The following is a 26,014-nucleotide window of genomic DNA, read 5'->3' on the forward strand; positions in this document are numbered from 1 at the left end:
GATTTCCGAGAACTCATTGCGCGCGGCGGCGGGTCTTCATGTCGAGCCAGACCGCGAGAATGACGATGATGCCTGTCACCAGCGGCTGCCAGTTGGCGCTGACCGACAGGAGGTTCATGCCGTTCAGCACCAGCGTCAGGATCAGTGCGCCGATGAAGGTGCCGAACACGGTGCCGACGCCGCCGAACAGCGAGGTGCCGCCGATCAGCACAGCCGCGATCGCCGGCAGCGTCAGGCTTTCGCCGATGTCGGCTTCCGCCGAATTGAGGCGCGACAGGAAGATGATCGAGGCGAGCCCCGCCATGGTGCCGGAGACGGCGTAGACCAGCAGCAGGCGCCGTGCGACGGGGATGCCGGATAGCCGTGCTGCGACCGGATTGGCGCCGATCGCGTAGATCTCCTGGCCCCAGATCGTCCGCTGCGCGAACAGCGTTCCGATCCCGAGAAACACCAGCAGCAGATAGACCGGGATCGGCAGGCCGAACAGATAGCCGCTGCCGATCTGGCGGAAGCCTGCGGGGAAGCCGTGAAGGGTCTCGCCCGCCATGTACCAGTAGGTGAGGCCGTTCAGCACCCAGAGCATGCCGTAGGTGGCGATGAACGAGGGGATGCGCAGCGCGGTGACCATGATGCCGTTGAGGAGGCCGACGATGCCGCCGCAGGCAAGCCCGGTGAGGATGCCGAGCGCCGGCGAGCCGGTCTTGTGGATCACGGTGCCGGCGATACAGGCCGACAGCGCGACATTGGCACCGACCGAGAGATCGAGGCCTGCGGTCAGCACCACCAGCGTCAGGCCGGAGGCGATGAAGAAGGTCAGGCTCGCTTGTCTCAGCACATTGAGGATGTTGCCGAGGCTCAGGAAGGAATCGCTGAGCACGGCGAGCACCGCACAGATCAAGAGCGCGGCCAGCAGGCGATAGAACACCTGGATCGCATCCTGCGACAGGAACGAGCGGGGCGGCATCATCGTCTCTTTGGTGATGTCGGTCATGCGCGGCTCCTGAGGCCATCGAGGAACAGGGCAACGATCACGAGCACGCCGACGCTTGCGACCTGCACCGAGGATGGCAGCGAGATCAGGTTCAACCCGTTGCGCAGCACGCCAACCGAGAGAACGCCGAGGAGCGTGCCGAGCAGCCAGCCATTGCCGCGCTCAAACGAGGTGCCGCCGACCGCGACCGCCGCGATGGCATCGAACTCGAGGCCAAGGCCTGCGGTCGGGTGCCCTGAATTCATCCGCGCGGTCATCAACAGGCCGGCGATCCCGGCCATGGCGCCGCCGATCGCATAGACCGCGATCAGCAGCCGGTTCGGCGAGAGGCCGGCATAGCGCAGCGCCTCGCGATTTCCCCCGAGCGCGAAAATGTAGGTGCCGAAGCGGGTGTGATAGAGCAGGCCGTGAAAGGCCGCATAGGTCACCAGCGCCATCACGATCGGCACGGGGATGCCGAGCAACGTCGCCGAATAGATGTCGCGCACGCTGTGGGGGATGCCGACCACGCTCTGGCCGTCGCTGACGATCAGCGACAGGCCTTGCGCCATGCCGAGCGTGCCGAGCGTCGCGACGAAGGGCGGAATGCCGAGAATGGCGACCAGCCAGCCGTTGGCGACGCCGAATGCGGCGCCGACGAGGAGGCCGGCGCCAAGGCCGAGCAGCATCGACTTGGTTGCGAGCGAGACGATGGCGACGCAGAGCGAGGTCAGCGTCAGCACCGCGCCCATCGACAGATCGAGCCCCTCGGTCATGATGATCAAGGTCATCGGCAGCGCGAGCATGGTCAGGATGGTCGACTGCACCAGCACATTGGAGAGATTGGCGACCGACAGGAAGCCGGGCGCGATGACGCTGAACAGCGCAATCAGCAGCACCAGCACGATGGCAACGCCGGGAATCCGCTGCAGCGGATTGGGCTCCGAGACGACCGCGGCTTCACGCATGATGCATCCCCAGTCGCACGATGTTCTCCTCCGTCAATTCGCTGCGCGTCAAATGTCCGGCAATGCGCCCCTCGCGCATCACATAGGCGCGGTCGCAGACATGGCAGATCTCGACCTGCTCGGACGAGATCATCAACGCCGCAGCGCCTTCCGCGACGAGCCGATCGATCAGGGCGAAGATTTCCGACTTGGCGCCGATGTCGATGCCCCGCGTCGGCTCATCGAAGATGAAGAGTTTTGAGCCGGCCGCCAGCCACTTGCCGATCACGACCTTCTGCTGGTTGCCACCGGAGAGCAGGCCGACAGTCTGCCGCGCGCTCGGGGTAGCGATCCGCAGCTGCCGGATCAGGCCGTCGGACGTGCGCTGCGCGCTGCGCTGGTCGAACAGGCCGCTCGGAAAGAGCTTCTTGAGCGCGGACACCACCAGATTATCGCCGACCGACCGGAGCAGCGCGAGACCCTCGCTCTTGCGGCTCTCCGGGATCAGCGCAATGCCGCGGCGGGCGGCGAGATCCGGCTCGCCCGAGATGGTCTTGCCGTCGAAGATGATCTCGCCTGATGTCATGGGATCAGCGCCAAAGATGGCACGCGCGACCTCGCTGCGGCCGGAGCCGACCAGGCCGCACAGGCCGACGATCTCGCCCCGGCGCACCTCGATGTTGATGTCGGAGATGCCGGTGGACGCGGTCAGGCCCTTGACCTGCAGCAGGACGTCGCCGGGCTTGTCGGCAAAATTGCGCGGATAGGTCATGTCGACGTTGCGGCCGACCATCATGCGGACGAGCTGATCCGGCGTGACATCGGCAGGGCGAACCCCGTCGATGCGACGGCCGTCGCGCAGCACGGTGATGCGATCGCCGAGCGCGAACACCTCGGCCATGCGGTGCGATATGTAGACGATCGACACGCCGTCGGCCTTTAGCCGCGCGATCAGCGCGAACAGCAGTTCCGTTTCGCGGTCGGACAGCGCCGCGGTGGGCTCGTCCATCACGAGGATGCGGGCATTCTGGCTGATCGCTTTTGCGATCTCGACCATCTGCTGCTGCGCCACGCCGAGCTTGTCGACGGTGGTGGAGGGATCGATATCGAAGCCGATCGTGTCGAGCACGCGCTTTGCGTCCGCCAGGATCCCGCGGCGGTCGATGGTACCGGGGATACGGCCCTTCGGCTCGCGCCCGAGGAAGATGTTCTGGGCGATATCGAGATAGGGGACGAGCGAGAACTCCTGGAAGATCACGGCAATGCCGAGCTTCCGCGCATCGGCGGTCGATGCGATCGCGACCTTCTCGCCCTTGTGGTAGAACTCGCCGGCGTCGGCGCGGTAGGCGCCGCACAGCACCTTCATCAGGCTCGACTTGCCGGCGCCGTTCTCGCCCAGCAGCATGTGAACTTCGCCGGGGTAGACGGCAAAGGACACGTCGTCCAGCGCCTTGACGCCGGGAAACTCCTTGCTGATGCCACGCAGCTCCAGCAGCGGGACAGGCGAGGTGACCTCGATCGGGAGCGCGTCGCTCATGCCTTGGCTCCGGCAGCAAAAATCTTACCCGGGTTCATCAGTCCATCGGGATCGAGCGCGCTCTTGATCTGCCGCATCACATCGACGGCCTCGCCGAGCTCGTCGGCGAGATACTCGATCTTGCCGAGCCCAATGCCGTGCTCGCCGGTGCAGGTGCCGTCCATGGCGATGGCGCGGGCGACCATGCGGGCCCGCAGCGCCTTGGCGCCTTCGGCCTCCTCGGGCTTCGCCGGATCGATCAGGATCAGCATGTGGAAATTGCCGTCGCCGACATGGCCGACGATCGGCGCGATAAAGCCGTGCTCATCCGCGTCGCGCCGCGTCTCGGTCAGGCATTCCGCCAGCCGCGAGATCGGCACGCAGACGTCTGTGATCACCGCGCGTGCGCCGGGCCGCAGGCCGAGGCCGGCATAGAGCGTGTTGTCGCGCGCATGCCAGAGCCGGCTGCGGTCTTCCTGTGCCTTAGCCCAGGCAAAGCCATGGCCGCCATGGTCGGCGGCGATCGCCTGCGCCGCCTCGGCCTGCTCGGCGACGGAGGCTTCAGAGCCATGGAATTCGAAGAACAGGGTCGGGGCCTCGCGATAGCCGAGCTTGGCGTAGGCGTTGATGCCGCGCATCATGACGTCGTCGAGCAGCTCGACGCGCGCCACGGGGATCGCGGACTGGATCACGGAGATCGCGGTGTCGACGGCGTCGTGCAGGGTATCGAAGCTGCACACCGCGGCCGAGATCGCCTGCGGCACGGGGTGAACCTTCAACGTGATCTCGGTGATGACGCCGAGCGTGCCTTCGGCGCCGACGAACATGCGCGTCAGATCATAGCCGGCGGCTGACTTCCGCGCGCGCTTCGCGGTCCGGATCACGCGCCCGTCCGCGAGCACCACCTCCAGCGCCATGACGTTGTCCTTCATGGTGCCGTAACGCACGGCCATGGTGCCGGAGGCGCGCGTCGATGTCATGCCACCGATCGAGGCGTCGGCGCCGGGATCGATCGGGAAAAACAGGCCGGTATTGCGCAGTTCGGCATTGAGCTGCTTGCGCGTGATGCCGGGCTGCACCACGACGTCCATGTCGCTGTCGTGTACCGCCAGCACCTTGTTCATGCGCGCGAAGTCGAAGCAGACGCCGCCTGCGACCGAAGCCGCATTGCCTTCGAGCGAGGTCCCGGCACCGAACGGGACGATCGGCATGCCTGCGCCCGCGCACAGCTTCACGATCTCGACCACCTCCTGCGTCGTCTCGGGGAAGACGACGATGTCGGGCGGCAAGTTGCGATAATGCGATTCGCTCTGCCCATGCTGATCGAGCACGCCGCGCGCAACGCTCGCGCGTGGGCCGATCATGCCGGTGAGGCGATCGGCCAATATGCTCGTACTGACCCGCGGTCCCATCCTTGCTCCCTGTACGCTCCGGTTCACGGACTCTTGCCGGTCCGCTGCGTTGTCGTTCGGCTTTAGGCGGCCCTTGCGTTGCTCGCAATCTGCTTCAGGCCGAAATCATAGTTGAGATGAAAATAGTCGCGCTCCACCATGCGACCATCCGGCGCACGGCCGGCGGGATGCCGCGTAAATTCGCGGATCAGGCTGTCCTTGACGCCGAACACCACGTCGCTGTCGAGATATTTGTCGCCGGCGACAAACACGTGCGTCACGAGCTGCTCGAATCCCGGCGCAGAGATCATGAAATGCACATGCGCGGGACGCCAGGGATGGCGTCCTTGCGCCTCCAGCATGTCGCCGACCGGGCCGTCATGCGGGATCGGATAGGCGGCCGGCTTGATCGACCAGAAATGGAAGCGACCATTGGCGTCGGTGTGGAAACGCGCGCGCATCGCGAGATTGCCGATCTCGTCGAGTTGCTGCACGTCGTAATAGCCGTCATCGTCGGAATGCCAGACGTCGACGACGGCGCCCGCGAGCGGCTTGCCATCGACGGTCGAGACCGAGCCGGTGACCAGCATCGGATCGCCCTCCATCGGGCCGGAGATATCCGCGCCGCTGTCCTTCTCCGGCGCAGCCTGGACGAAGAACGGGCCGAGCACGGTGGTCTCGGTCGCACCTTCCGGCACCGGATGGTTGATGGCGTCGACGAGCATGGAGACGCCGAGCGTGTCCGACAGCAGGATGAACTCCTGGCGCTTGTCGTCGCACATATGCCCGGTACGGGTCAGGAAGTCGATGCCGTACTCCCATTCCTTCTGGGTGGGCCGGATCTCGCGGACGAAGGCGTGAAGGTGCCGCACCAGCGCCTCGCTGACCTCTTTGATGCGCGGATCGGTTGCGCCCGCGATCCGTTCCAGCACCGCGTCCGTGATCGTGTTCTTGTTGAAGTTACGCATGGGTATCTCCGCGATCAGAGTTTCGGCTCGCCGAGCCCGGATAGGCGCTCCAGATGCTTGACGGTCGCGATGAAGTCGGTATCCCCGTCGCCCTGGGCGACCAGCGAGCCGTAGGTCTCGCGCACCTGCGCTGCGAGCTGCAACGGCACGCCGACGGCGTGGCCGGCGCCCAGGATCAAATCGAGGTCCTTGGCCATCTGCTTGCAGGAGAAGGTGGACTCGAAGTCCCGTGTGCGTAGCGGCGCCGTCTTGTACTTCACCATGGGAGAGGCGACCGCGCTGTCGTCGAGCACCTTCAAGATGTCCGGCCAGGCGATGCCGCCCTTGCGGGCCAGCGCCAGGCTCTCCGCCATCATCGCCGCCGACACCGCGATCATCAGATTGACCGAAAGCTTTGCGTAACGCGCTTCCTCGGCCGGCCCGAGGTAGGTCTGGGCGCGGGTGAAGGCGGCGAACAGCGGCTTTACACTCTCGAAGACGTCCTTCGGTCCCGAGACGAAGCAGGTCAGTGCGCCGGTATGAACGATGCTGGCGTTGCCGGAAACCGGGGAGCGCAGATAGGCGATGCCGCGCGCCTGCGCTGCAGCCGCAACCTCAGTCGAGGCCTCGACGCTCACGGTGCTGGTCTCGATCAGAACGGTTTTGGGCGCCATCGCCGCGATCAGGCCGGTGGGCCCGAGCAGCGCGCCGCGCAGGGCGGCATCGTCGGGCAAGGAGGTGACGACGGCAGCCTTGCCGCTTACGGCGTCGGTGGGCGAGGCGGCAATCGCAATGCCCTGCGCGCGAGCCTCGTCGAGTCGCACCGCGCTCCGGTCGAACGCAGTGACGGCGTAGCCGGCCTTGGCGACGAGCGCCGACATCGGCAGGCCCATCTTGCCGATCCCGATGAAAGCAACATTCTTCGAAGCGTCTGTCATTGTGTTGTCCATTGGCGCCTTCAGGCGGCGCGTCCTTGTCGTTCGATGTCCTGAACCAGCCGCCGGCCGGATTGCGCCAGCAGCTCCTTCTTCGCCTCGAGCTCCTCGACCAGCAGCCGGCCGTCCCGCTTCTTCCAAGCGCCGCCGATCATGACGGCCTCGATATTGGCAAGGCTCGTCTGCATCACCACGGTCGCGACCGGATCGTGCACCGGATAAAGATTGAGATCGGACGCGTTGATGATGACGAGGTCGGCGAGTTTGCCCGGCGTCAGCGAGCCGATCTGGTGCTCGCGGCCGAGCATGCGGGCGCCTTCCGTCGTGATCCAGCGCAGCGCCTCGCGCACGGGGATCGTGGTCGTCGCCGGAATGGCGCCGCTCGCTTTACGCGACTCCGCGTTGTCGAGCGCCCGCTGCATCGACAGCGCGACGCGCGCGGCGGAGAAGAGGTCGCCGGCCAGCACGGATTCCAGATCGATGCCGATCGTCGGCCGCACGCCGCGCTTCAAAAGGCGCCCGGTGATCGGAAAGCCGTGGCCCTGGATCATCTCGTTCTCCGGCGTGACCGAGAAGGACACGCCGAGATCGATTATCCGGCCCAGCAGATCGTCAGGCAGGTCATTGCCGTGGACGATGTTGATGCCCGCGCCGACGAGGCCGGCCTCGATCAGCTTTTCCCAGCCGCCGGGCGTCTTGGCCGGGCCGCCGCCCTGATGCATGGATGCGATCAGCTTGAGCTCACGCGCCAGGCGGAAATCATGCATGGCGACGTCGAGCGTCGAATAATGCGGGCCGAGGATCGCGAGCCCCAGCGTGACGAGGCCGTCGCGGTCGGCGAGGGGGCCGGCCAGCAGCCGCTCGATCTCGCGGCGCGGATGCGGCACTTCCGAGAAATGCGGCTCGCCCGGCTTCGGCTCGGGTTTGGGCGAGCCGTGGAAGAACGCGGCGCGAATACCGCTCTCGATCAGGCCGCGCACGGCAGCGTCCGTATGATCAGGCGTCGGATTGTTGTGACACCAGTCGACCAGCGTGGTGACGCCGTGGTTGATCTGGTTCAACGCGCCCACCAACGTCGCGATATGGATGTCCTCGGGCCGGAACACGGTCGCGAGACCGGCATGCATGCGGCGGAAATATTCCAGCAGCGTCCAGTTCGCTGCAAAGCCACGCAAGCCCGTCTGCCAGGTGTGCATATGCGCGTTGATCAGGCCGGGGATGACGATGCGCCCCTCGCCGTCGATGATCTCCGTGTCGGCCGCGACGTCGATCGATGGCCGCACACTGGCGATGCGGCTACCCTCGACCAGCACGTCGCCGGTGCCGAGGTCGCCGATCGCGTCATCCATGCTGATGACGGTGGCCGATCTGATCAGCGTGCGCCGCATCGCGTCACGCCGCCGCTTTGGCCGCGCCCGGCGGCTCGCCGGCCCAGGCGCGTGCGATCAGGTCGCGGATGGCATTGCGCTCGAGCGGGCGCGGATTCCAATAGGCGTTGGTAACGGCAAGATCGGCCGCCTTGTCGATGCCGCTTTCTGGCATTCCGACATCGCGGAGTGCCAGCTTCGCACCGAGCCGCTTGGCGAGATCGTAGAGTCCTTGCGATGCATCGGCCGCACCAATCGCGCGGGAGATGCGCGACATCGCATCAGGCACCGCCGGCGCGTTGTAGGCCAGCGCATGCGGCAGCACGATCGTATGCGTCTCCGCATGCGGCAGGTCAAAAGTGCCGCCGAGCGTGTGGCAGAGCTTGTGATGCAACGCCATGCCGACGGTACCGAGGCAGACGCCGCACAGCCAGGCGCCATAGAGTGCCTCGGTGCGGTCCTCGCGATCGTCGCTTTTCGCAGCAATGGCGGGGAGCGCGCGGGCCAGCGCGCGGATGCCTTCTTCCGCCATCAGCGAGGTCACGGGATTGGTGTCGCGCGCGTAGAGCGCTTCGACTGCATGCGCGATCGCATTGATGCCTGATGTCGCAGCCAGGCTCGCCGGCAGCGTCAAGGTGAGATCCACATCGTAAATCACCGTCTCCGGCAGTATCGCTGCATCGCGCACCGTGGTCTTCAGGCCGTTCTCGGTCTGGCCGACGATCGGCGTCATCTCCGAGCCGGCATAGGTGGTGGGAATGCAGAGCTGGTTGATTCCGGTACGCAAGGCCAGCGCCTTGCCGAGGCCGGTGGTCGAGCCGCCGCCGAGCGAGACGACGCAGTCGGCCTCGCACGCCTTCATCGCGGCGAGCGCGCGCTCCGTGACCTCGACCGGGGTATGCATGGTGGCGCCGGGAAAAATGCCGGCATAGAGCGGGCCGAGCGCGGTTCCCAGGCTCTTGCCTTGGGCCTCCTGCTGCGGCGTCGTCAGCACCAGCGCGCGCTTGCCGCCGAGCCGTTCGACCTCGGTCTTGGCCGCGGCCAGCGTTCCGCTACCGAACACGACGCGGCAGGGCAGATTTTCAAAGATGAACGAACCGATCATGCGCCGGTCTCTTTGATGGGATAATCGACCTGGAAGCGTCCGATCCGCAAGTCGCCTAACGCCTCGCGCACGCGCAGATGTTCCGGATGATTTGCATAGGCCGCGAGTGCGGCCTGATCGGTGAACTCGGAGAACAGCACCACATCGCAGGCGTAGTCGACGGCACTGACGTCCATGCCGATCTCGATATGAGTGAGGCCGTCGATCCGGCCCTTGAGGCCCTCGAACAGGGTCTTGACCTTGAGCCGGGCGGCGGAGCGCTCCTCGGGGGTCTCCCCGCGCAGCCGCCACATCACGATGTGCCTGATCGGGCCCGACATTTCCTGATTTCCTCGCCTGCCGCTCTACTTTGTTGGGGCTATTTTGCCTTGCAGAAATCGGAAATAAAGGTCAAAATTTGTAAGTCTCTTTTCCGATTTGTGCAAAAATGGACAGACTGCTCCAACTCGAAGTCTTCTCCAAAACCGCCGAGCTCGGCAGCCTGTCCAAGGCCGCCGAAATCCTGCGGATGTCGAATGCGGCCGCCAGCCGTCACCTCAGCGCGCTGGAAGATCGGCTGGCGGTCCGGCTGATCGAGCGCAACACGCGCCGGCAATGGCTGACTGAGGCAGGGCAGGAGCTGCTGCAGCGCTGCAGCACGCTACTGAACGAACTCGCCGAAGCCGAGGACGCTGTTTCCGATCGCGCGCTGTCGCCAAAAGGCATGTTGCGCGTGACGAGCTCGCTGTCCTTCGCGATGATCTATCTCGCGCCGATGCTGCCGGCGTTCCGCGCGCTCTATCCTGATCTCAGCGTGCAGATCATCAGCGCGAACCGCTATCTGGACTTCATCGAGGCTGGCATCGACGTCGCGATCCGCACGCGGGAGCACGAGCCGGATTCCAACATCGTCGTCCGCCGCATCGGCCAGATGCACCGCGTGCTCGCGGCTGCCCCGTCATATCTGGAGAAGCACGGCCTGCCGGAGCACCCCGCCGATCTCGCCCGCCACAACATGCTGATCTACAACCTTGCCAACGATCCTTATTCGCTGCGGCTAAGCAAGGGCAGCGCGACGCAGACCGTCCGGATCGCGCCGACGCTCGACAGTAATGACGGCCAGATCATCTGCGGCGCGGCGCGTGCGGGGCTCGGCATCCTGATCCAGCCGCTCTACATCGTGCAGAGCGATATCGCGGCCGGCCGGCTGGTGCCCGTCCTGAGCGGCTGGGAGCTGCCGCTACTCACCATGAACATCGCCTATCAAAACCGCGTTCGGCTGCCCGCCAAGATCAGGGTCTTTTCCGACTTCCTGGTCGCTCATATCCGCGAGCGTTCAGAGCCGGGGATATGGATCGACGCGACGAAGTAAACGGAAGCATCCATGTATCTCGGCATCGATCTCGGCACCTCGGCGGTCAAGACCGTTCTCGTCGACGATGCCCAGCGCGTGATTGCAAGCGAGAGCCGGCCGCTCGCGACCACCTCGCCGCAATCGGGCTATTACGAGCAGGACCCCGCGCAGTGGATCGATGCGACCTTTGCGACGCTTGATGCCCTCAAGGCGTCGCACGCCGACGCGTTGGCGGCGGTCCTAGGCATCGGACTGTCCGGCCAGATGCATGGCGCCACGCTGCTCGATGCGAGCTCGAGACCCTTGCGGCCCTGCATCCTCTGGAACGACGGACGCTCTGCCGCCGAGTGTCGTATCCTGGAGCAACGCTGGCCCGACTTGCACGCGGTGACGGGCAACAAGGCAATGGCCGGATTCACCGCGCCAAAGCTGCTCTGGATCGCGACGCACGAGCCGGAGATCTTTGCGGCGACGAAACTCGTCCTGCTGCCAAAGGCCTATTTGCGCTTGGTGCTATCAGGCGAGGCCATCGAAGATGTCTCGGACGCATCGGGATCGCTGTGGCTCGACGCTGCGCGCCGTGACTGGTCGGACGCCGCACTGGCAGCAACCGGCCTGACGCGCGAGCACATGCCGCGTCTGGTCGAGGGATGCGCGCCTGCAACGACGCTGCGCAACGAACTCGCGCGGCGCTGGGGCATGACAAGGCAGCCGATCATCGCGGGCGGCGCCGGCGACAATCCGGCCGGCGCTGTTGGCATCGGTGCGATCGCGCCGGGAACCGCGTTCATATCGCTGGGAACCTCAGGGGCCTTGCTGGCGCCGACCAACAGAATAGCCGCCAATCCCGATCGCGTCGTGCACACGTTCTGCCACGCCATTCCCGCCATGTGGATTCAAGCCGGCGCGATCCTCTCGGCCGCCTCCTGCCTCGCCTGGGCCGCGCGCCTGTTCGGCGTCACCGAGGCCGAGTTGCTGGCGCCGCTTGGCGCGCGCCCGCAGGCGCCGTCGCCGGTGAGCTTCCTGCCTTATCTCGCGGGTGAGCGGACGCCCCACGACGATCCCGCCGTGCGCGGCATGCTCAATGGCCTGAGCCACGGCACCGATCGCGGGATGATCGTGCAGGCGGTGCTCGAAGGCGTTGCCTTCGCGCTTGCCGATTGCCGCGACGCGCTCGCCGATGCCGGCATTGCGCTTGCGGAAGCCGATGTCATTGGCGGCGGTTCACGATCCCCGTACTGGCTCGCGGTGCTGGCCAACGTGCTGAACGTTCCGATCCATCGCTTCGCCGGAGGCGAGACCGGCGCGGCGTTCGGTGCGGCAAGATTGGGGCGGCTTGCTGTCACGGGTGAGGCAATCACCGCCGTGTGCACGCGGCCGCAGCGCGTCGAGACGTTTGAACCCGACGCTGGATTGGCCGATGCCTATGCCGAGCGGCTTCCCGCCTGGCGCGAACTGTATCGGCCGCGCCACTAGCATCGCCTTTGATGCTGCATTCCGGTGTGTTCGGTATTGCCCTGTGCCGCGGCCTTTTGTTTAATGCGCGAACCGCGCTGACAAGAATGACTGAGACGCGGGTAGGAAACGCATTGTGCGCCGGGAGGCACGATGAACGATCCGATCCTGGAGATGCGCGGGGTCTCAAAGACCTTCTTTGGCATCAAGGCGCTGCGTGCCGTCGATCTCACCGTCTATGCCGGCGAAATTCATGCTCTGATGGGTGAGAACGGCGCCGGCAAATCGACGCTAATGAAGATCCTGTCCGGCGCGTACAGACCCGATCCCGGCGGCGAGATCCGCATCGAGGGCAGCCCGGTGCGGATCGAAGGTCCGCTCGGCGGCCGCGCCGCGGGCATCTCCATCATCTATCAGGAGCTGTCGCTGGCTCCCAATCTCAGCGTTGCCGAGAATATCTATTTGGGCCGGGAGATATCGCGCTCGGGTTTGCTGGCGCGCGGCGCCATGCGCGAGGGCGTCGGGCCGATCCTGAAGCGGCTGGGCGCGGATTTCCTGCCGTCGACGCTGGTGGCGCATCTGTCCATGGGCCAGCGGCAATTGGTCGAGATCGCCCGAGCGCTGCACGCCAGATCAAAGATCCTGATCATGGACGAGCCGACCACCTCGTTGTCGGCCGCCGAAAGCGAGCGGCTGTTCGCGCTGATCCGCCAGCTTCGCTCCGAGGGGCTTGCCATCATCTACATCTCGCATCGCATGGACGAGGTCTACGCGCTCGGCGATCGCGTCACCGTGCTGCGCGACGGCCGGCTGGTCGGGTCGCTCGACAAGCCCGACATTCGCGCCGACACCATCGTCCGCCTGATGGTCGGGCGTGACGTCTCCTCGTTCTACAAGAAGGATCATGATCCGGAGGCGGGACGGGGACATCCCGTGCTTGCAGCGATCGACATGGCGGACGGCCAGCGCGTCAAGGGTTGCTCGCTCACCGTGCATGCGGGTGAGGTGGTCGGTCTCGCCGGCCTGATCGGCGCCGGCCGCACCGAGCTTGCACATCTCATCATCGGCGCGGCGCCCAAAACCTCCGGCCGGCTCGAGCTGGAGGGACGCCCGGTCGAGATCCGCACGCCGGGCGAGGCGTTGGAGGCCGGGATTGCCTATCTGACCGAGGACAGGAAGGCGCTCGGCCTGTTTCTCGACATGTCCTGCCTCGACAACATCAATCTCGCCGTGCTCGGGCGCGATGCGAAGCTCGGCTGGGTCCTGGATCGCGATAAGGCGCGTGAGCGCGCCGATCGGGCCTTCACAGGACTCAGCATCCGCGCCGCCAATGTCGGCGTCCCCGCCGGTGGCCTGTCCGGCGGCAACCAGCAGAAGGTGCTGCTGTCGCGGCTGCTCGCCATTGCGCCAAAAGTCCTGATCCTCGACGAGCCGACGCGCGGCGTCGACGTCGGCGCCAAGTCCGAGATCTATTCGATCATCGATAATCTCGCCAAGGTCGGCACCGCGATCCTCGTCATCTCGTCCGATCTGCCCGAGATCATCGGCATCTGCGACCGCGTCGTCGTGATGCGTAGCGGGCACATCGCCGGTGAGGTCACCCGCGGCCCGGATTCGCCGCTGACGCAGGAAGACATCATGGCGCTTGCCACGGGGATGGAGCATCTCGATGCCTGACAACGGTGCTTCGGAGGCTAAGGCCGCCCCGACGACGACCAACGGCGCTGCCGCAGAGACAAGGCGCCAGCGGATGAGGATGCTGATCAGCGCACTCGGCATGCTGCCGGTGCTGCTGATCCTCTGCATCGGCTTCCACGTGTTGTCCGAGGGCCGCTTCTTCACCGGGCAAAATCTCGGCATCGTGCTGCAGCAGGCGGCGGTGAACACCGTGCTGGCCGCAGGCATGACCTTCGTCATCCTTACCGGCGGCATCGATCTCTCGGTCGGCTCGATCCTGGCGGCTTCCGCGATGGCCGGATTGACGCTCTCCAAGCTGCCGGAGCTCGGGATGCTGTGGCTGCCGGCCGCACTGCTCACGGGCCTCGGCTTCGGTATCGTCAACGGCGCGCTGATTGCACTCCTTCGGCTGCCGCCCTTCATCGTCACGCTCGGCTCGCTCACCGCGGTGCGCGGCCTGGCGCGACTGCTCGGCGCCGACACCACCGTGTTCAATCCATCCATTCCCTATGCCTTCATCGGCAACGGCTCGCTGACGCTCGTTCCCGGCGTCGCGTCGATCCCGTGGCTCTCCGTGATCGCTCTGCTCGTCATCTTCGTTTCGTGGCTGGTGCTGCGCCGGACCGTACTCGGCGTGCACATCTATGCGGTGGGCGGCAATGAAAGCGCGGCGCGGCTTGCCGGCATCAAGGTGTGGGCCGTGCTGATCTTCGTCTACGGCGTCTCCGGCCTTTTCGCCGGGCTCGGCGGCGCCATGCAGGCGGCGCGGCTCTATGCGGCCAACGGCCTTCAGCTCGGCCAATCCTATGAGCTCGATGCGATCACCGCCGTGATCCTCGGCGGCACCTCCTTCGTCGGCGGCATCGGCTCGATCTGGGGCACGCTGGTCGGCGCGCTGATCATCGCCGTTCTGTCCAACGGCCTCATCCTCATCGGTGTCTCCGACATCTGGCAATATGTGATCAAGGGCCTGGTGATCATCGGCGCGGTGGCACTGGATCGCTACCGGCTGCAAGGCTCCGCCAGGACTTGAAAGGCCGGGCGTTCAGCCGAGTGCGTTTGGTTCGAGATTCCGTTGCGGCAACTGGTCTGCCGCGCCGGAGACGAAGACAGACCAGGGAGGACGTCCATGTTGAAGACGATCACGCTCGCCGGCGCCGCCATGGCGCTTGCCCTAAGCACCGCACCATCCTTCGCCAAGGAACTCAAGTCGATCGGCGTCTCGCTGGGATCGATGGGCAACCCGTTCTTCGTCGCGCTGTCGAAGGGCGCCGAGTTCGAGGCGAAGAAGACCAATCCCAATGTGAAGATCACGGCGGTCGGTTTCGAATACGACCTCGGCAAGCAGGTCACCCAGATCGACAATTTCATCGCCGCCGGCGTCGATCTGATCCTGCTCAACCCCGGCGATCCCAAGGCAATCGGGCCGGCGATCAAGAAGGCGCAAGGCGCAGGCATCGTCGTCGTCGCGGTCGACACCGCGGCCGAAGGCGCCGACGCCACCGTGACCACGAACAATGTGCAGGCCGGCGAGATCTCCTGTCAGTACATCGTCGACAAGCTCGGCGGCAAGGGCGACGTCGTCATCGAGAACGGGCCGCAGGTCTCCGCTGTGATCGACCGCGTCGTCGGCTGCAAGAACGTCTTCTCGAAGAATCCCGGAATCAAGGTGTTGTCGAGCGACCAGGACGGCAAGGGCTCGCGCGAGGGCGGTCTTACCGTCGCGCAGGGCTATCTGACGCGCTTTCCCAAGATCGACGCCATCTTCGCCATCAACGATCCGCAGGCGATCGGCACCGACCTTGCGGCGCGCCAGCAGAACCGCACGGGCATCGTCATCACGGCGGTCGACGGCGCGCCCGATATCGAGGCGGCGCTGAAAGATCCGCAGTCGCCGCAGATCCAGGCCTCGGCTTCGCAGGACCCGTTCTTCATGGCGCGGCGGGCCGTGCAGGTCGGTGTCGGCATTCTCAACGGCCAGAAGCCCGCCTCGACCGTCGAGCTCCTGCCGTCCAAGCTCGTGACCAGGGACAACGTCGCCGAGTACAAGGGCTGGACCTCGGATCGCTCGCAGTAAGACGCGGTCCGCTACCGAGAACGCCCGAGACACGAGATGACGGGCGGCGTTTTGTTCGACGCCGCCCGCCGCCGACACACCTGCACTGATCGGCCGTACGAGCGCGCTGGGCTGCCTGTTGTGTTAGCCTCGCACGATCTCGATCGGTCGATTCGGAAAGCACATCTCGTGAAAGCCAAGATATCCGGCACCGCGTGGCGGCATGCCAATATCGGTCGCCTGCTCAACAACGCCGTGCGGCGCTTCGAGGGCCGCGTGCTCGAATTGATGAGCGAGCGGGGACACGACGAGACGCGCATCGCTCATGTCAGCCTGACCCGCAATCTCGATGTGGAGGGGACGCGGCTCACCGAGCTCGCCCGCCGGGCGTCCATGAGCAAGCAGGCGATGGGCGAGCTGGTCGATCAATGCGCCGAGCTTGGTCTCGTCGATCGCATCGCGGACCCGACCGACCGGCGCGCGCGCATCGTCATGTTCACGCCCACGGGGCGCAAATGGCTGGATGCGTTTCGGGACGCCGTCGACGTCGCCGAGCAGGAAATGCGCGCCGAGCTCGGCAAGGCCACCATGGACGCGATCCTGAAGGGGCTGGCGGTCTATGGCGAGAGGTTCGACACACTCGAGGATGCCAATTAGTCAGGCTACTTGACGATCTCGTCAGGCGACCTTACCATGCAAGATAGTGCTGGTAGGGAGAAGCGTCTTGGAAACACCTCTGACGGCCGCGGTGCTCATCGCGGGCGGGGGCCCTTGCGGGCTCATGCTGGCCAACGAGCTCGGCCGCCGCGGCGTGTCCGCGATCCTGGTCGATGAAAAGCCGGGCACGGCATTCAATCCGCAGGCCAATGCGACGCAGGCGCGCTCGATGGAGCATTATCGGCGGCTGGGTTTCGCCGACGAGATCAGGCGCGAAGGTCTGCCCGCGGACTATCCGACCGACGTTGCCTACTTCACGCGCTACACTGCTTACGAGCTGGCGCGCTTTGCATTGCCGTCATCATCGCGCGCGGGCGAGCTGATCAAGGGCATGTCGGGCTCCTGGAGCGCGGGCGAGCTGCCGCATCGGGTCTCGCAGAAATATGTCGAGGCGGTGCTGCGCCGCCATGCCGAACGGCTCCCCGGAATCAAGCTCAACTACGGTCACCGGCTGATCGGCTACGTCGAAAACAACGACGGCATCGTTGGTGAGGTCGAATGTCTCGACGATGGCAGCCGCTTCCAGGTCCGGGCCGACTTCCTCGTCGGCGCCGACGGGCCGCGCTCGCAAGTCCGTCAGTCGCTCGGCATCGTCTACGGTGGTGAGACCGGGACGCAGCGCGATTTCATGGGCGGCCGCATGCTGGCGGTTTATCTCCGCTCGCCGGAGTTCTACGCCAGCGTCCCGCACGCCAAGGCGTGGATGTACAATTGCTTCAACGGCGACCGCCGCGCCTTCATGGCCTCGGTGAACGGGCGCGATGAATTCGCCTTTCACACGCAGCTCCGGCCGGGCGAGGATGAGAGCGCGATCACGGTCAGCGAGGCCAGGGGGGCGTTCCAGCGCGCCTGCGGCGCGCCCATCCCATGCGAGGTGCTGTCGTTCCTGACCTGGACCGCCGGTCACGCGCTGGTCGCAAATGGGATGCAGCGGGGCAGGGTGTTCCTCGGCGGCGATGCGGCGCATCTGTTCACGCCGACCGGCGGGCTCGGCTACAACACCGCGATCGAGGATGCGGTCAATCTCGGCTGGAAGCTCGCAAGCGTCGTCAAGGGCGTGAGCCCCGCGGCGCTGCTCGATAGCTACGAGATCGAGCGGCGACCGGTGGCGCTGCGTAACACCGATTATGCGCGGCGCTTTGCCGACTCTCTCGGTCTCTTCGCACCCGCGCCGGACATCGAGGACGCCACGGACGCCGGCAGCGAGGCGCGGCGGATCGCGGGCGTCTATCTCGAACAGCATGCCCGTGCCGAATTCAACATCCCCGGCGTCACCTTCGGCGGGCGCTACGACGGCTCGCCGATCATCGTCTCCGATGGCAGCCAGCCGCCGCCGGATGCTGCCAACGTCTACATCCCGAGCGCCTGTCCCGGCGGCCGCGCACCGCATACCTGGCTGGAGGACGGCGGGTCCCTGTACGACCTGTTCGGATTCGAATGGACGCTGCTCCAGTTCGGCGAAGTCGCGCCGGCTCACGCTGCGGTCGCGGAGGCCGTCCGCAAGCTCGGCGTCGACGTGAAGCTCGTCACGCTGCCGGCATCGTTGCGCGACCTCTATGAGGCCGATCTCGCCCTGATCCGTCCCGACCAGATCGTGGCCTGGCGCGGCGGCGCGTCCCAGGCCGGAACGATCGGACACATCCTTGCACGCGCGCTCGGGCACGGCGCGAGCGATGGCGCGCGACTGGCAAGCTGAGCCATTTCCGCCGCCGCATCCAATGCGGCAGTGCGGCCAATGACTCCCGCGCTGGTCGATATTGCCGTCGATGACGCCTGTTCAGCCATCAGCGCTGAATTGCGAAGCGCCACGACAAACGGGCCGCGCCGCTACGCATCCTACATCCTTTGCGAGCTACGAGCTTCGATACCAGCTCGCCAAGTTCCACGTCGTGACGTCCCAGCCCGACATGTCGACCATCAGGTTGTTGACGCCGGCGTTGACGATGTGGCGCGAGAGCAGCGGCAGGAGCACGTTGGCCTCGCAGAAGATCTCGTCGACCTTGATCAGCAGCGCGGCGCGCTTGACGGGGTCGAGCTCGTTCTGCGCGGCCTTGTAGGCCTTGTCGGCCTCGGGATCGGAATAGCGCGAATTGTTGCGGCCCAGCCATTTGTTGTCCTTGGTGGCGATCTCCCAGGAGACGCACTGGTTCAGGAAGCGCTCCGGATCTGGCTGCGGCTGTGTCGTGTTGTACATCTCCATGTCGGCATAGAATTTCGAGTAGGTATCGGGGTTGCCGACATCGGAGGAGAAGAACACCGATGCGGCGACCGCCTTGATCTCGATCTCGATGCCGGCCTTTTGGCAGGCTTGCTTGATGATGGCTTGGGTCTTCTGGCGCGGAGCGTTGGTCGAGGTCTGGAACACGTATTTGAGCTTCTTGCCACCCTTCTCGCGGATGCCATCCGCGCCCTTGGTCCAGCCGGCGTCGTCGAGGATCTTGTTGGCCTTGTCGGCGTCGAACTCGTATTTCAGTTTGGGCGACTTGAACTGCTTGGGCGCGTTGACGAAGCTCGCGGTTGCGATGCCGCCGCGTCCGTAGATGAACTTCTGGATCGAGTCGCGGTCGATCAGGAGATTGATCGCCCGGCGGACGGCGGGATCGGACAGCGTCGGGTGCTTGGTCTTGACGCTCGAACGCTCGCCGTCGACCTCGGTCCACGGGTCCGTCGTGTTGAGGATGATGAACTCGACGTTGCCGGAGGGCGTGACGTCGAGCTTTCCTTTGCCGCCCGCTTCCATGCGCTTGAGGACCTCCTCCTCCACCTGCATGTTCCAGGCATAGTCGTATTCGCCGGTCTGCAGCACGGCGCGCGCCGCAGACACCGCATCGCCGCCACCCTTGACTTCGAGCGTGTCGAAATGCGGCTGGTTCTTGACGTGGTAATCGGGGTTGCGCTCGGCGCGGATCAAATCGCCCGGCTTGAACTCGACGAATTTGTAGGGGCCGGTGCCGACCGGCTTCAGATTGCCGGGAGCCTCGCGCGACTTTGCGCCGGCATAATCGCCGAAATGATGCTTCGGCAGGATCTGACCGACCGAGCCGACGAATGGGTCGGCCCAGAATGGCGTCGGCGCCTTGAAGATCACCTTGACGGCGTGGTCGTCGATCTTCTCGACCTTGATGTCCTTGTAGGAGCCCGTGGTGTAGGCCGCGGTTGCGAGATCCGCGGCGTATTGCCAGGTGAAGACGACGTCGTCGGCGGTGAAGGGCTTGCCGTCATGCCATTTGACGCCCTGCTTGAGCTTCCAGATCACGCTCGTGCCGTCGGCCGCAAGGCCGCCGTTTGCCTTGGTCGGGACCTCTGCGGCAAGGCAGGGGATGAGATTGCCGTCCTTGTCCCAGCCGGCGAGTGGCTCGAAGAAGACACGCGAGGCGATCTGGTCCTTGGTGCCGCTCGCGAAATGCGGATTGAGCAAAGTGGGAGCCTGCCAGAGCAGGATCTTGAGCGGGCCGCCGCCGCCGGCCTTGGTCGGCTTGTACTCGAGCGTCGCATCCGCCATCGCCACGTCGTTCCAGACGAGGATCTGGCTTGCGACCGGCGCTGCGATCCCGACCGCAGCCAGCTTCTGGATGAACGACCGTCGCGACAGCGTGCCTTGCTTCACTTCCGCGATCGCCGTGCGGATTTCGTTCTCGTTCATCAGATGACCTCCACCTTCGCCAAAAATATCGTCACCGGCATGCAAGTGACCAGCACTCTAACCCGGGACGGCATCGCGGAGTCAAAGGGGTGCCCTGCGGCGAAATGGCGAACGCGCCTGTGAGAAGCCATAGTTCCGGCCGTCGTTGCTGCGAACGGTCTCGGCCGGGAGGGGCCACCCGCCGCGAGATGCGCGTTCCCGGGCGGTCGGCTGCGTGAGGCGAACATGGCCCGGCCCTTGCCCGCCAGTATGATGGATATGTATAAACATCATACTTGGAGGTGGCGTGGTTCGGTCAGATGATGTCGCAAGGCGGGCGTTCGAGCCTGGCGTGCTGTTCGGCGGGCTGATTGCCGCCAACATCGCCGCATGGGCCTTCGCCTTCGCCGCGTTCGGCGACCGGCCGACGGTGATGGCGACCGCGTTGCTGGCCTGGGTGTTCGGCCTGCGCCATGCCGTCGATGCCGACCACATCGCCGCGATCGACAATGTCGTGCGCAAGCTGATGCAGGCGGGCGATACGCCGCGCAGCGCCGGTCTGTATTTTGCGCTCGGCCATTCCACCGTCGTCCTGGTCGCGACCATGCTGCTCGCGCTCGGCGTCGTGAGCCTCGGCGGCGACAGCCTGCTCAAGGAGATCGGCGGCCTGGTCGGCACCTCGGTATCGGCGTTGTTCCTGCTGGTGATCGCGGCGATCAATCTCGCCATCTTCGCTGGGCTGTGGCGGATCCTGCGCGAGGTGCGCGAGCAGGGCATTCACGATGCTGCGCAGCTCGAGGCGCTGCTCGCGTCGCGCGGCTTCCTGGCGCGGCTGCTCGCCCCGATGTTCCGCCTCGTCACAAAACCCTGGCACATGTATCCGCTCGGCCTGCTGTTCGGGCTCGGCTTCGACACCGTGACCGAGATCGGCCTGCTCGGCATCTCCGCCACGGAAGCCGCGCGCGGCGTCTCGCTCGCGCAGGTGCTGGTCTTCCCCGCGCTGTTCGCCGCCGGCATGGCGCTGGTCGACACCGCCGATTCCGCGCTGATGGTGAGCGCCTATCGCTGGGCCTTCGTCGATCCCTATCGCAAGCTCTGGTACAATCTCACCATCACCGGCGCCTCCGTCGCGGTCGCGCTGTTCATCGGCGGCATCGAGGCGCTCGGCCTGATCGCGGACCGGCTCGGCCTGACGGGCGGGCCGTGGTCGCTGGTCGAGGCCCTCAACGACTCTCTCGCCAATGTCGGCTTTGCCGTGATCACGTTGTTCGTGATCGCATGGCTGGTCTCGGTCATGCTCTATCGCCGCATGGCTCCGGACGACCGGCAACGCGTGGTCGATCCTGACGAGCTGAGCAGGGACGCCGCGCCGGGGTGATCGCACCTCAGTGTGTCGCAACGGCAACAATCGGCGACTTTCCGCGATCCGTGATCAGATCAAAATTCCTCGCACCCTTGCGAACAACCAACTCGCGCCAACATAGCGTCCGGTAAAGATCACGCGCCACGGGGGCGGGTGAAACAGACGGCCGTCGACAGCGAGTGAGCATCATGCGCGCGTTCTTCCGAATCGCGTTCGTTCTATCTGCCCTGTGGTTTTCTGTTCATCCAAACGCATCCCAGGCCCACGCCATCATCGTCTCGTCCTCGCCGGTATCAGGCACGACAATATCCGGCGACACCGTCGCGATCCGCCTGCACTTCAACAGCCGGATCGATCGCGCACGCTCCAAACTGACGCTGCTGGCGCCGGACGGCGCGCCGCGCGCCCTGACGCCGGCTTCCGACGCGCCCGCCGACGAGCTCAATGCCGATGCGACGCAGCTGCCGGCGGGGGCATGGCACCTGCGCTGGCAGGTGCTAAGTGTCGACGGCCACATCACCCGCGGCGACATTCCGTTCACCGTCCACTGACGTGTACCTGCTCCTCGACATTTTCGGCTATCTGTCGGTGGTCCTGCGGGGCCTGATCCTGATCGCCCAGTCGTTCACCCTCGGCGGTCTCGCGTTTCAGCTGTTGCTGTGGGGACCGCTGCAGCCGCAGCTCTCCGTCTATGGCCTCACGATCGAGGAGCGATGCCGCGCGTTCCTGCGGTTCAGCGCCGCCGCATGGGCGCTCCTCACCGTCGCCTCGCTGGCGCTCAACGCGGCCGCGCTGGTCGGGACGCTCCAGGTGCCCTGGAGCGAGGCGGTCAGCGCCGATTTCGGCCGCGCCGACCTCGTCATCGCGGCTTGCGCAGTGGGCATCGCCGTCCTGGCCAACGGTCCCGCGCATCGGCTGCGGTCGGCCGCGCTTCTCGCTTTGTCGGTGCTGGCGCTGGCGATGCAGACCCGGCTCACGCATGCGGCCAGCCGGCCGGATGTGCGCTGGCCGCTGCTGCTGTCCGACGCCGGTCACATGGCGGGCGCGGCGGTCTGGATCGGCGGTCTGCCTTACTTCCTGATCGCGCTGAACGGCTGCAAGGACGCCGGCGATTGGCGCCTGATCGCGCGCCGCTATTCGCTGATGTCGATGGCCGCGGTCGCCGCGATCGTCAGCGGCGGCCTCGTCATGGCGGCGAACTATATCGGCTCGGTCGCCGCGATCTACGGCACCGCCTATGGCGTCATGACCCTGGCCAAGCTCGGCCTGCTCTTGATGCTGCTGACGCTCGGCGCGGGCAACTACTTCCTGGTCGAACGGCTGCGCCGCGACCCCGCGACGCCGATCCTTCGCCTCAAGCGTTTTGCGGAGGTCGAGATCGGCATCGGCCTCACGGTCCTGCTGGCCGCTGCATCCCTGACCTCATTGCCACCGGGCGCGGATCTCCCGCACGATCGTCTCGCCTGGCATGAGATCGTCGAGCGCGCCACGCCGCAATGGCCGCCGCGCCTGACCAGCCCGGATTACGACAAGCTCACCGTCGCGCAGCTCCAGGCGAAGATCACGCTTGCGGACGCCGGGCGCGCCAACGCGCAGGCGGCCTACGTTCCCGGCGAGGGCACGATCCTGCCGCGCAATGCCGAGGACATCGCCTGGTCGGAGTACAACCATCACTGGGCCGGCGTCTTCGTGGTGCTGATCGGGCTGCTGGCGCTGGTCGAGCATTTCCGCTGGGGCCGCTGGGCGCGGCACTGGCCGCTGCTCTTCCTCGCGATGGCGGCCTTCCTGTTCTTCCGCGCCGACGAGCAGGCCTGGCCAATTGGTCCAGCCGGCTTCTTCGAGTCGCTGCGCGATCCCGAGGTGGCGCAGCATCGCATCTTCGTGCTGCTGATTGCCGTGTTCGGCCTGTTCGAATGGCGCGTGCGCCTACGCGGCAGCAAGGCCGGGCCGGCGGCCCTGGTGTTTCCCCTGACCACGGCGCTCGGCGGCGCGCTGCTGCTCACGCATTCCCATGCGATCGCCAACATCAAGGACCAGCTGCTCATCGAGATGAGCCACACCCCGCTTGCGCTGTGCGGCGTCGCCGCCGGCTGGGCGCGCTGGCTCGAACTGCGGCTCGACGGCCGCGTCAGCCGTGCCGCAGCCTGGATCTGGCCCGTCGCCTTCATCCTGGTCGGGCTGATCCTGCTGGACTACCGCGAAGCCTGAACGCGCTATCCGTCGTACTGGTCCGGCCCCATCGCCCACGACGTCTGATCGTGGCCGTAGGCGTAATTGCGGTTGTTGACCACAGGGTTGCGATTGACCATCGGCCGCATGAACATCGGGTGCGTCGCGCTGCGCACCTCGTGCTCGACTGTGAACAGAGGCTCGCCGCTGTCGAGATCGACGATGTCGCAGAACCGGTATTGATATTGGTTGTCCTCACGCGAGATCAAATTGCGCGCGAGCAGCTTGCGGTAGGGACCGGAGAAGTCGGTGATGTACATCTGAACGTGGTGCCCGTCATAGTCGCCCGGCGGCCGGTCGGTCTCGCGGAACAAGAGGTGCTGGTCGCGGCCCGTCTGCACCGCCGCAACCGCGCCGTCGCCATTGCGCAAGGATGCGGGCATGCCCATGACCTCCGGATAGAAGGCGCAGATCGAAGGCGCCGTTCCGATCGGCACGTCGAACTCGACATAGGGGATGCCGAGCGTGATGCGGCCGAAACGCGTCGCGTCCGGCTCATGAACGCGCATGCGGTTGCCCCACGGGCAGACGGCCTCGACATGGTCGTTGTGCTCGGCAAAGGTGAAAGCGGTGCCTTCGAGCTTCTTCGCGACCGATGCCAGTCGCGCCAGCAGCGCCTCGCGTCCCTCGATAACGAGGCCGGTATGGCCGCGCAGCACCTGCGGCCTGCCGCTCGGCAGGTGAAACTGGCTCCGTCCGGCGTTGATCCACATGTTGGTGTCGGACACCATCAGATAGGGATCGCGGGTGAGCCCAAGTCCCGTGACGTAGAATAATGTCGCCAGGCGCTGGTCCGGGACCTGGATGTTGACGTGCTCGAAATGAATCGCGTTGCCGAGATCTTCTGTGGATCGGTCGAATTGTTGCGGCATGGCTGTGCGCTCTGGGTGGGGGACGGACAGGCCATACTAGAGCACAATTTCCGTCAGCCGAAACAGTTCGGCGATCACATCTTGAGGGCGGACATCACGCCTTTCGCCACCTTGCCGCGGCAACCAGTCCCTGTAATCTGGGCAAAAGACATCAAGGAAAGGACCGATGGGGGGAGTTCTGGAAGGCGTGCGCGTCCTCGATTTCGGGCGCTATATCGCGGGGCCGTATTGCGCGACCCTGCTGGCCGAATTCGGCGCCGAGGTCATTCGCGTGGAGAAGCGCGACGGCAGCGAGGATCGTTTCGTCGCGCCGGTCGGTGAGGGCGGCGAAGGGGCGCTGTTTCTCCAGATCAATCGCAACAAGAAGTGCATCACGCTCGATCCGATGACGCCGGAAGGGCAGGAGGTGATGCGACGCCTGATTGCGACCGCCGACGTCGTCGTCGCCAATTTGCCGCCGCAGACCCTGCGCGCGATGAAGCTCGACTACGACTCGCTTCGAGCGATCAAGCCGGACATCATCCTGACGACGGCAACGGCGTTCGGCGGGCCGGGACCGTGGTCCGATCGCGTCGGCTTCGACGGTGTCGGCCAGGTCATGTCGGGCTCGGTGTACATGACCGGTGCCGGCGATCCGCCGTATCGGGCCGCGGTGAACTGGGTCGATTTCGGCACCGCGCTGCACTGCGCGTTCGGGACGCTCGCCGCCCTGATCGAGCGCGGCAAGTCCGGCCGCGGGCAGATCGTCGAGGGCGCGCTGCTGGCAACCGCGCTGTCCTTTACCAATGCCACGCTGATCGAGCAGGCCGTCATCAACGTCAACCGCGTGCCTACTGGCAATCTCGGCCAGACCGCCGCTCCAGCCGACATCTACCGCACCAAGGACGGCTGGGTGCTGTGCCAGGTCACGGGACATCCGCTGTTCAAACGCTGGGCGAAGCTGATGGGCGAGGAAGACAAATGGCTCAATGATCCGCGCTTTGCCGACGACATCAGCCGCGGCAACAACGGCGCCGTCATCAGCGAGCGGATGGCACGCTGGTGCGCCGAGCGCACCACGCAGGAGGCTGTCGACACGCTGGGCAAGGCGATGATCCCGACCGGGCCCGTGCTGAGCCCGCAACAGGCGCTCGATCATCCGCACATCCGCGCCGCCGGCTTCATGCAGGATGTCGATTATCCGGGCTTGCCCAAGCCTGCACCGGTGATGCGCGCCGCCGTGCGGCTGTCGGAGACGCCGGGTGAGATCGCGGCGCGACCGCCCACGCTCGGCGAGCATACCGATCGCGTCCTCGCCGAGCTCGGCTACGACACGGCTGCGATCGAAGCACTTCGACAGAGCGGCATCATCTAGCTGGACTGGACCGCCGACTGAAACGTTCAGGCGGCGGTCCAGTGCGATCTAGAGGAACTTGGGGAAGTTCTAAGGCCGCGAGACAACGCTAACCCGTCCCGTGCAAACGCATCAAGTTTCGTAGTGTTGCTCCGGCGACAGATTCGTTGCCGCGGCCC

At 65.7% G+C, this 26,014-nt stretch carries 22 protein-coding genes; 11 read left to right on the top strand and 11 right to left on the bottom strand.

Annotation, left to right across the window (positions count from 1 at the left end; translation table 11 throughout):
• Positions 1-13: 13 nt before the first annotated feature.
• The 9 genes from JQ603_RS30815 to JQ603_RS30855 form a co-directional block, all read right to left on the bottom strand.
• Complete coding sequence (locus tag JQ603_RS30815) at positions 14-991, bottom strand: ABC transporter permease (protein WP_212345352.1); 978 nt, start codon at positions 989-991, stop codon at positions 14-16.
• Complete coding sequence (locus JQ603_RS30820) at positions 988-1,938, bottom strand: ABC transporter permease (protein ID WP_211405062.1); 951 nt, start codon at positions 1,936-1,938, stop codon at positions 988-990. Before JQ603_RS30820 ends, JQ603_RS30815 begins: the two co-directional genes overlap by 4 nt.
• Positions 1,931-3,454: a sugar ABC transporter ATP-binding protein gene (locus JQ603_RS30825; RefSeq protein WP_212345354.1), complete on the bottom strand. Its 1,524-nt coding sequence runs from the start codon at positions 3,452-3,454 to the stop codon at positions 1,931-1,933. Before JQ603_RS30825 ends, JQ603_RS30820 begins: the two co-directional genes overlap by 8 nt.
• On the bottom strand, positions 3,451-4,845 hold the full coding sequence (locus tag JQ603_RS30830; protein WP_212345356.1) for an FAD-linked oxidase C-terminal domain-containing protein: 1,395 nt from the start codon (positions 4,843-4,845) through the stop codon (positions 3,451-3,453). The genes JQ603_RS30825 and JQ603_RS30830 overlap by 4 nt, the downstream gene beginning before the upstream one ends.
• Positions 4,846-4,907: 62 nt before the next feature.
• A complete protein-coding gene (locus tag JQ603_RS30835) occupies positions 4,908-5,792 on the bottom strand; it encodes an intradiol ring-cleavage dioxygenase (RefSeq protein ID WP_212345358.1) in 885 nt (294 codons plus the stop codon).
• Between the two features lie 14 nt (positions 5,793-5,806).
• Entirely contained in the window at positions 5,807-6,709 is a 903-nt protein-coding gene (locus JQ603_RS30840) for an NAD(P)-dependent oxidoreductase (RefSeq protein WP_212345361.1), read from the bottom strand.
• A gap of 20 nt (positions 6,710-6,729) precedes the next feature.
• The gene (locus JQ603_RS30845; protein WP_212345363.1) at positions 6,730-8,094 is read right to left on the bottom strand and encodes an amidohydrolase family protein; all 1,365 of its coding nucleotides are present in this window, start codon (positions 8,092-8,094) and stop codon (positions 6,730-6,732) included.
• Positions 8,095-8,098: 4 nt separating this feature from the next.
• Positions 8,099-9,178, bottom strand: coding sequence for a maleylacetate reductase (locus tag JQ603_RS30850; RefSeq protein ID WP_212345364.1), 1,080 nt, complete (start codon positions 9,176-9,178; stop codon positions 8,099-8,101).
• The gene (locus tag JQ603_RS30855) at positions 9,175-9,498 is read right to left on the bottom strand and encodes a Dabb family protein (RefSeq protein ID WP_212345365.1); all 324 of its coding nucleotides are present in this window, start codon (positions 9,496-9,498) and stop codon (positions 9,175-9,177) included. Before JQ603_RS30855 ends, JQ603_RS30850 begins: the two co-directional genes overlap by 4 nt.
• 107 nt (positions 9,499-9,605) lie before the next feature.
• Between JQ603_RS30855 and JQ603_RS30860 the strand changes: the two genes are divergently transcribed.
• From JQ603_RS30860 to JQ603_RS30890, 7 genes are all read left to right on the top strand, one after another.
• A complete protein-coding gene (locus JQ603_RS30860; protein ID WP_212345366.1) occupies positions 9,606-10,529 on the top strand; it encodes a LysR family transcriptional regulator in 924 nt (307 codons plus the stop codon).
• A gap of 12 nt (positions 10,530-10,541) precedes the next feature.
• Positions 10,542-11,987, top strand: a complete 1,446-nt coding sequence (xylB, locus tag JQ603_RS30865) for a xylulokinase (RefSeq protein WP_212345367.1) — start codon at positions 10,542-10,544, stop codon at positions 11,985-11,987.
• Positions 11,988-12,119: 132 nt separating this feature from the next.
• Positions 12,120-13,643, top strand: coding sequence for a sugar ABC transporter ATP-binding protein (locus tag JQ603_RS30870; protein ID WP_212345368.1), 1,524 nt, complete (start codon positions 12,120-12,122; stop codon positions 13,641-13,643).
• On the top strand, positions 13,636-14,676 hold the full coding sequence (locus tag JQ603_RS30875; protein WP_212345369.1) for an ABC transporter permease subunit: 1,041 nt from the start codon (positions 13,636-13,638) through the stop codon (positions 14,674-14,676). The genes JQ603_RS30870 and JQ603_RS30875 overlap by 8 nt, the downstream gene beginning before the upstream one ends.
• Before the next feature lie 96 nt (positions 14,677-14,772).
• Positions 14,773-15,720 carry an ABC transporter substrate-binding protein gene (locus JQ603_RS30880; RefSeq protein WP_212345370.1) on the top strand — a complete coding sequence of 316 codons (948 nt, stop codon included), beginning with the start codon at positions 14,773-14,775 and terminating at the stop codon, positions 15,718-15,720.
• Positions 15,721-15,888: 168 nt separating this feature from the next.
• On the top strand, positions 15,889-16,356 hold the full coding sequence (locus JQ603_RS30885) for a MarR family winged helix-turn-helix transcriptional regulator (protein WP_212345371.1): 468 nt from the start codon (positions 15,889-15,891) through the stop codon (positions 16,354-16,356).
• A gap of 46 nt (positions 16,357-16,402) precedes the next feature.
• Positions 16,403-18,112, top strand: coding sequence for an FAD-dependent oxidoreductase (locus tag JQ603_RS30890; protein WP_433996662.1), 1,710 nt, complete (start codon positions 16,403-16,405; stop codon positions 18,110-18,112).
• Positions 18,113-18,268: 156 nt separating this feature from the next.
• Here the strand turns inward: JQ603_RS30890 and JQ603_RS30895 are convergent, their stop codons facing one another.
• Positions 18,269-20,059, bottom strand: coding sequence for a peptide ABC transporter substrate-binding protein (locus JQ603_RS30895; RefSeq protein ID WP_212345376.1), 1,791 nt, complete (start codon positions 20,057-20,059; stop codon positions 18,269-18,271).
• A gap of 286 nt (positions 20,060-20,345) precedes the next feature.
• Here JQ603_RS30895 and JQ603_RS30900 point away from each other — a divergent pair, with 286 nt between their 5' ends.
• The 3 genes from JQ603_RS30900 to JQ603_RS30910 all read left to right on the top strand — a co-directional run bounded on the left by JQ603_RS30900 (position 20,346) and on the right by JQ603_RS30910 (position 23,609).
• On the top strand, positions 20,346-21,416 hold the full coding sequence (locus JQ603_RS30900; RefSeq protein WP_212345379.1) for a HoxN/HupN/NixA family nickel/cobalt transporter: 1,071 nt from the start codon (positions 20,346-20,348) through the stop codon (positions 21,414-21,416).
• A 173-nt stretch (positions 21,417-21,589) separates the two neighbouring features.
• Positions 21,590-21,952, top strand: a complete 363-nt coding sequence (locus JQ603_RS30905) for a copper resistance CopC family protein (RefSeq protein ID WP_212345381.1) — start codon at positions 21,590-21,592, stop codon at positions 21,950-21,952.
• A gap of 1 nt (position 21,953) precedes the next feature.
• Complete coding sequence (locus JQ603_RS30910; protein ID WP_212345383.1) at positions 21,954-23,609, top strand: copper resistance D family protein; 1,656 nt, start codon at positions 21,954-21,956, stop codon at positions 23,607-23,609.
• A gap of 5 nt (positions 23,610-23,614) precedes the next feature.
• Here JQ603_RS30910 and JQ603_RS30915 read toward each other — a convergent pair whose 3' ends face one another.
• Complete coding sequence (locus tag JQ603_RS30915) at positions 23,615-24,502, bottom strand: VOC family protein (protein WP_212345385.1); 888 nt, start codon at positions 24,500-24,502, stop codon at positions 23,615-23,617.
• A 166-nt stretch (positions 24,503-24,668) separates the two neighbouring features.
• Between JQ603_RS30915 and JQ603_RS30920 the strand changes: the two genes are divergently transcribed.
• Positions 24,669-25,856, top strand: a complete 1,188-nt coding sequence (locus tag JQ603_RS30920; RefSeq protein ID WP_212345387.1) for a CaiB/BaiF CoA transferase family protein — start codon at positions 24,669-24,671, stop codon at positions 25,854-25,856.
• Positions 25,857-26,014 lie beyond the last annotated feature (158 nt).

The sequence above is a fragment of the Bradyrhizobium liaoningense genome (genome assembly GCF_018130825.1).
GTDB classification, from domain to species: Bacteria; Pseudomonadota; Alphaproteobacteria; order Rhizobiales; family Xanthobacteraceae; genus Bradyrhizobium; species Bradyrhizobium liaoningense_B.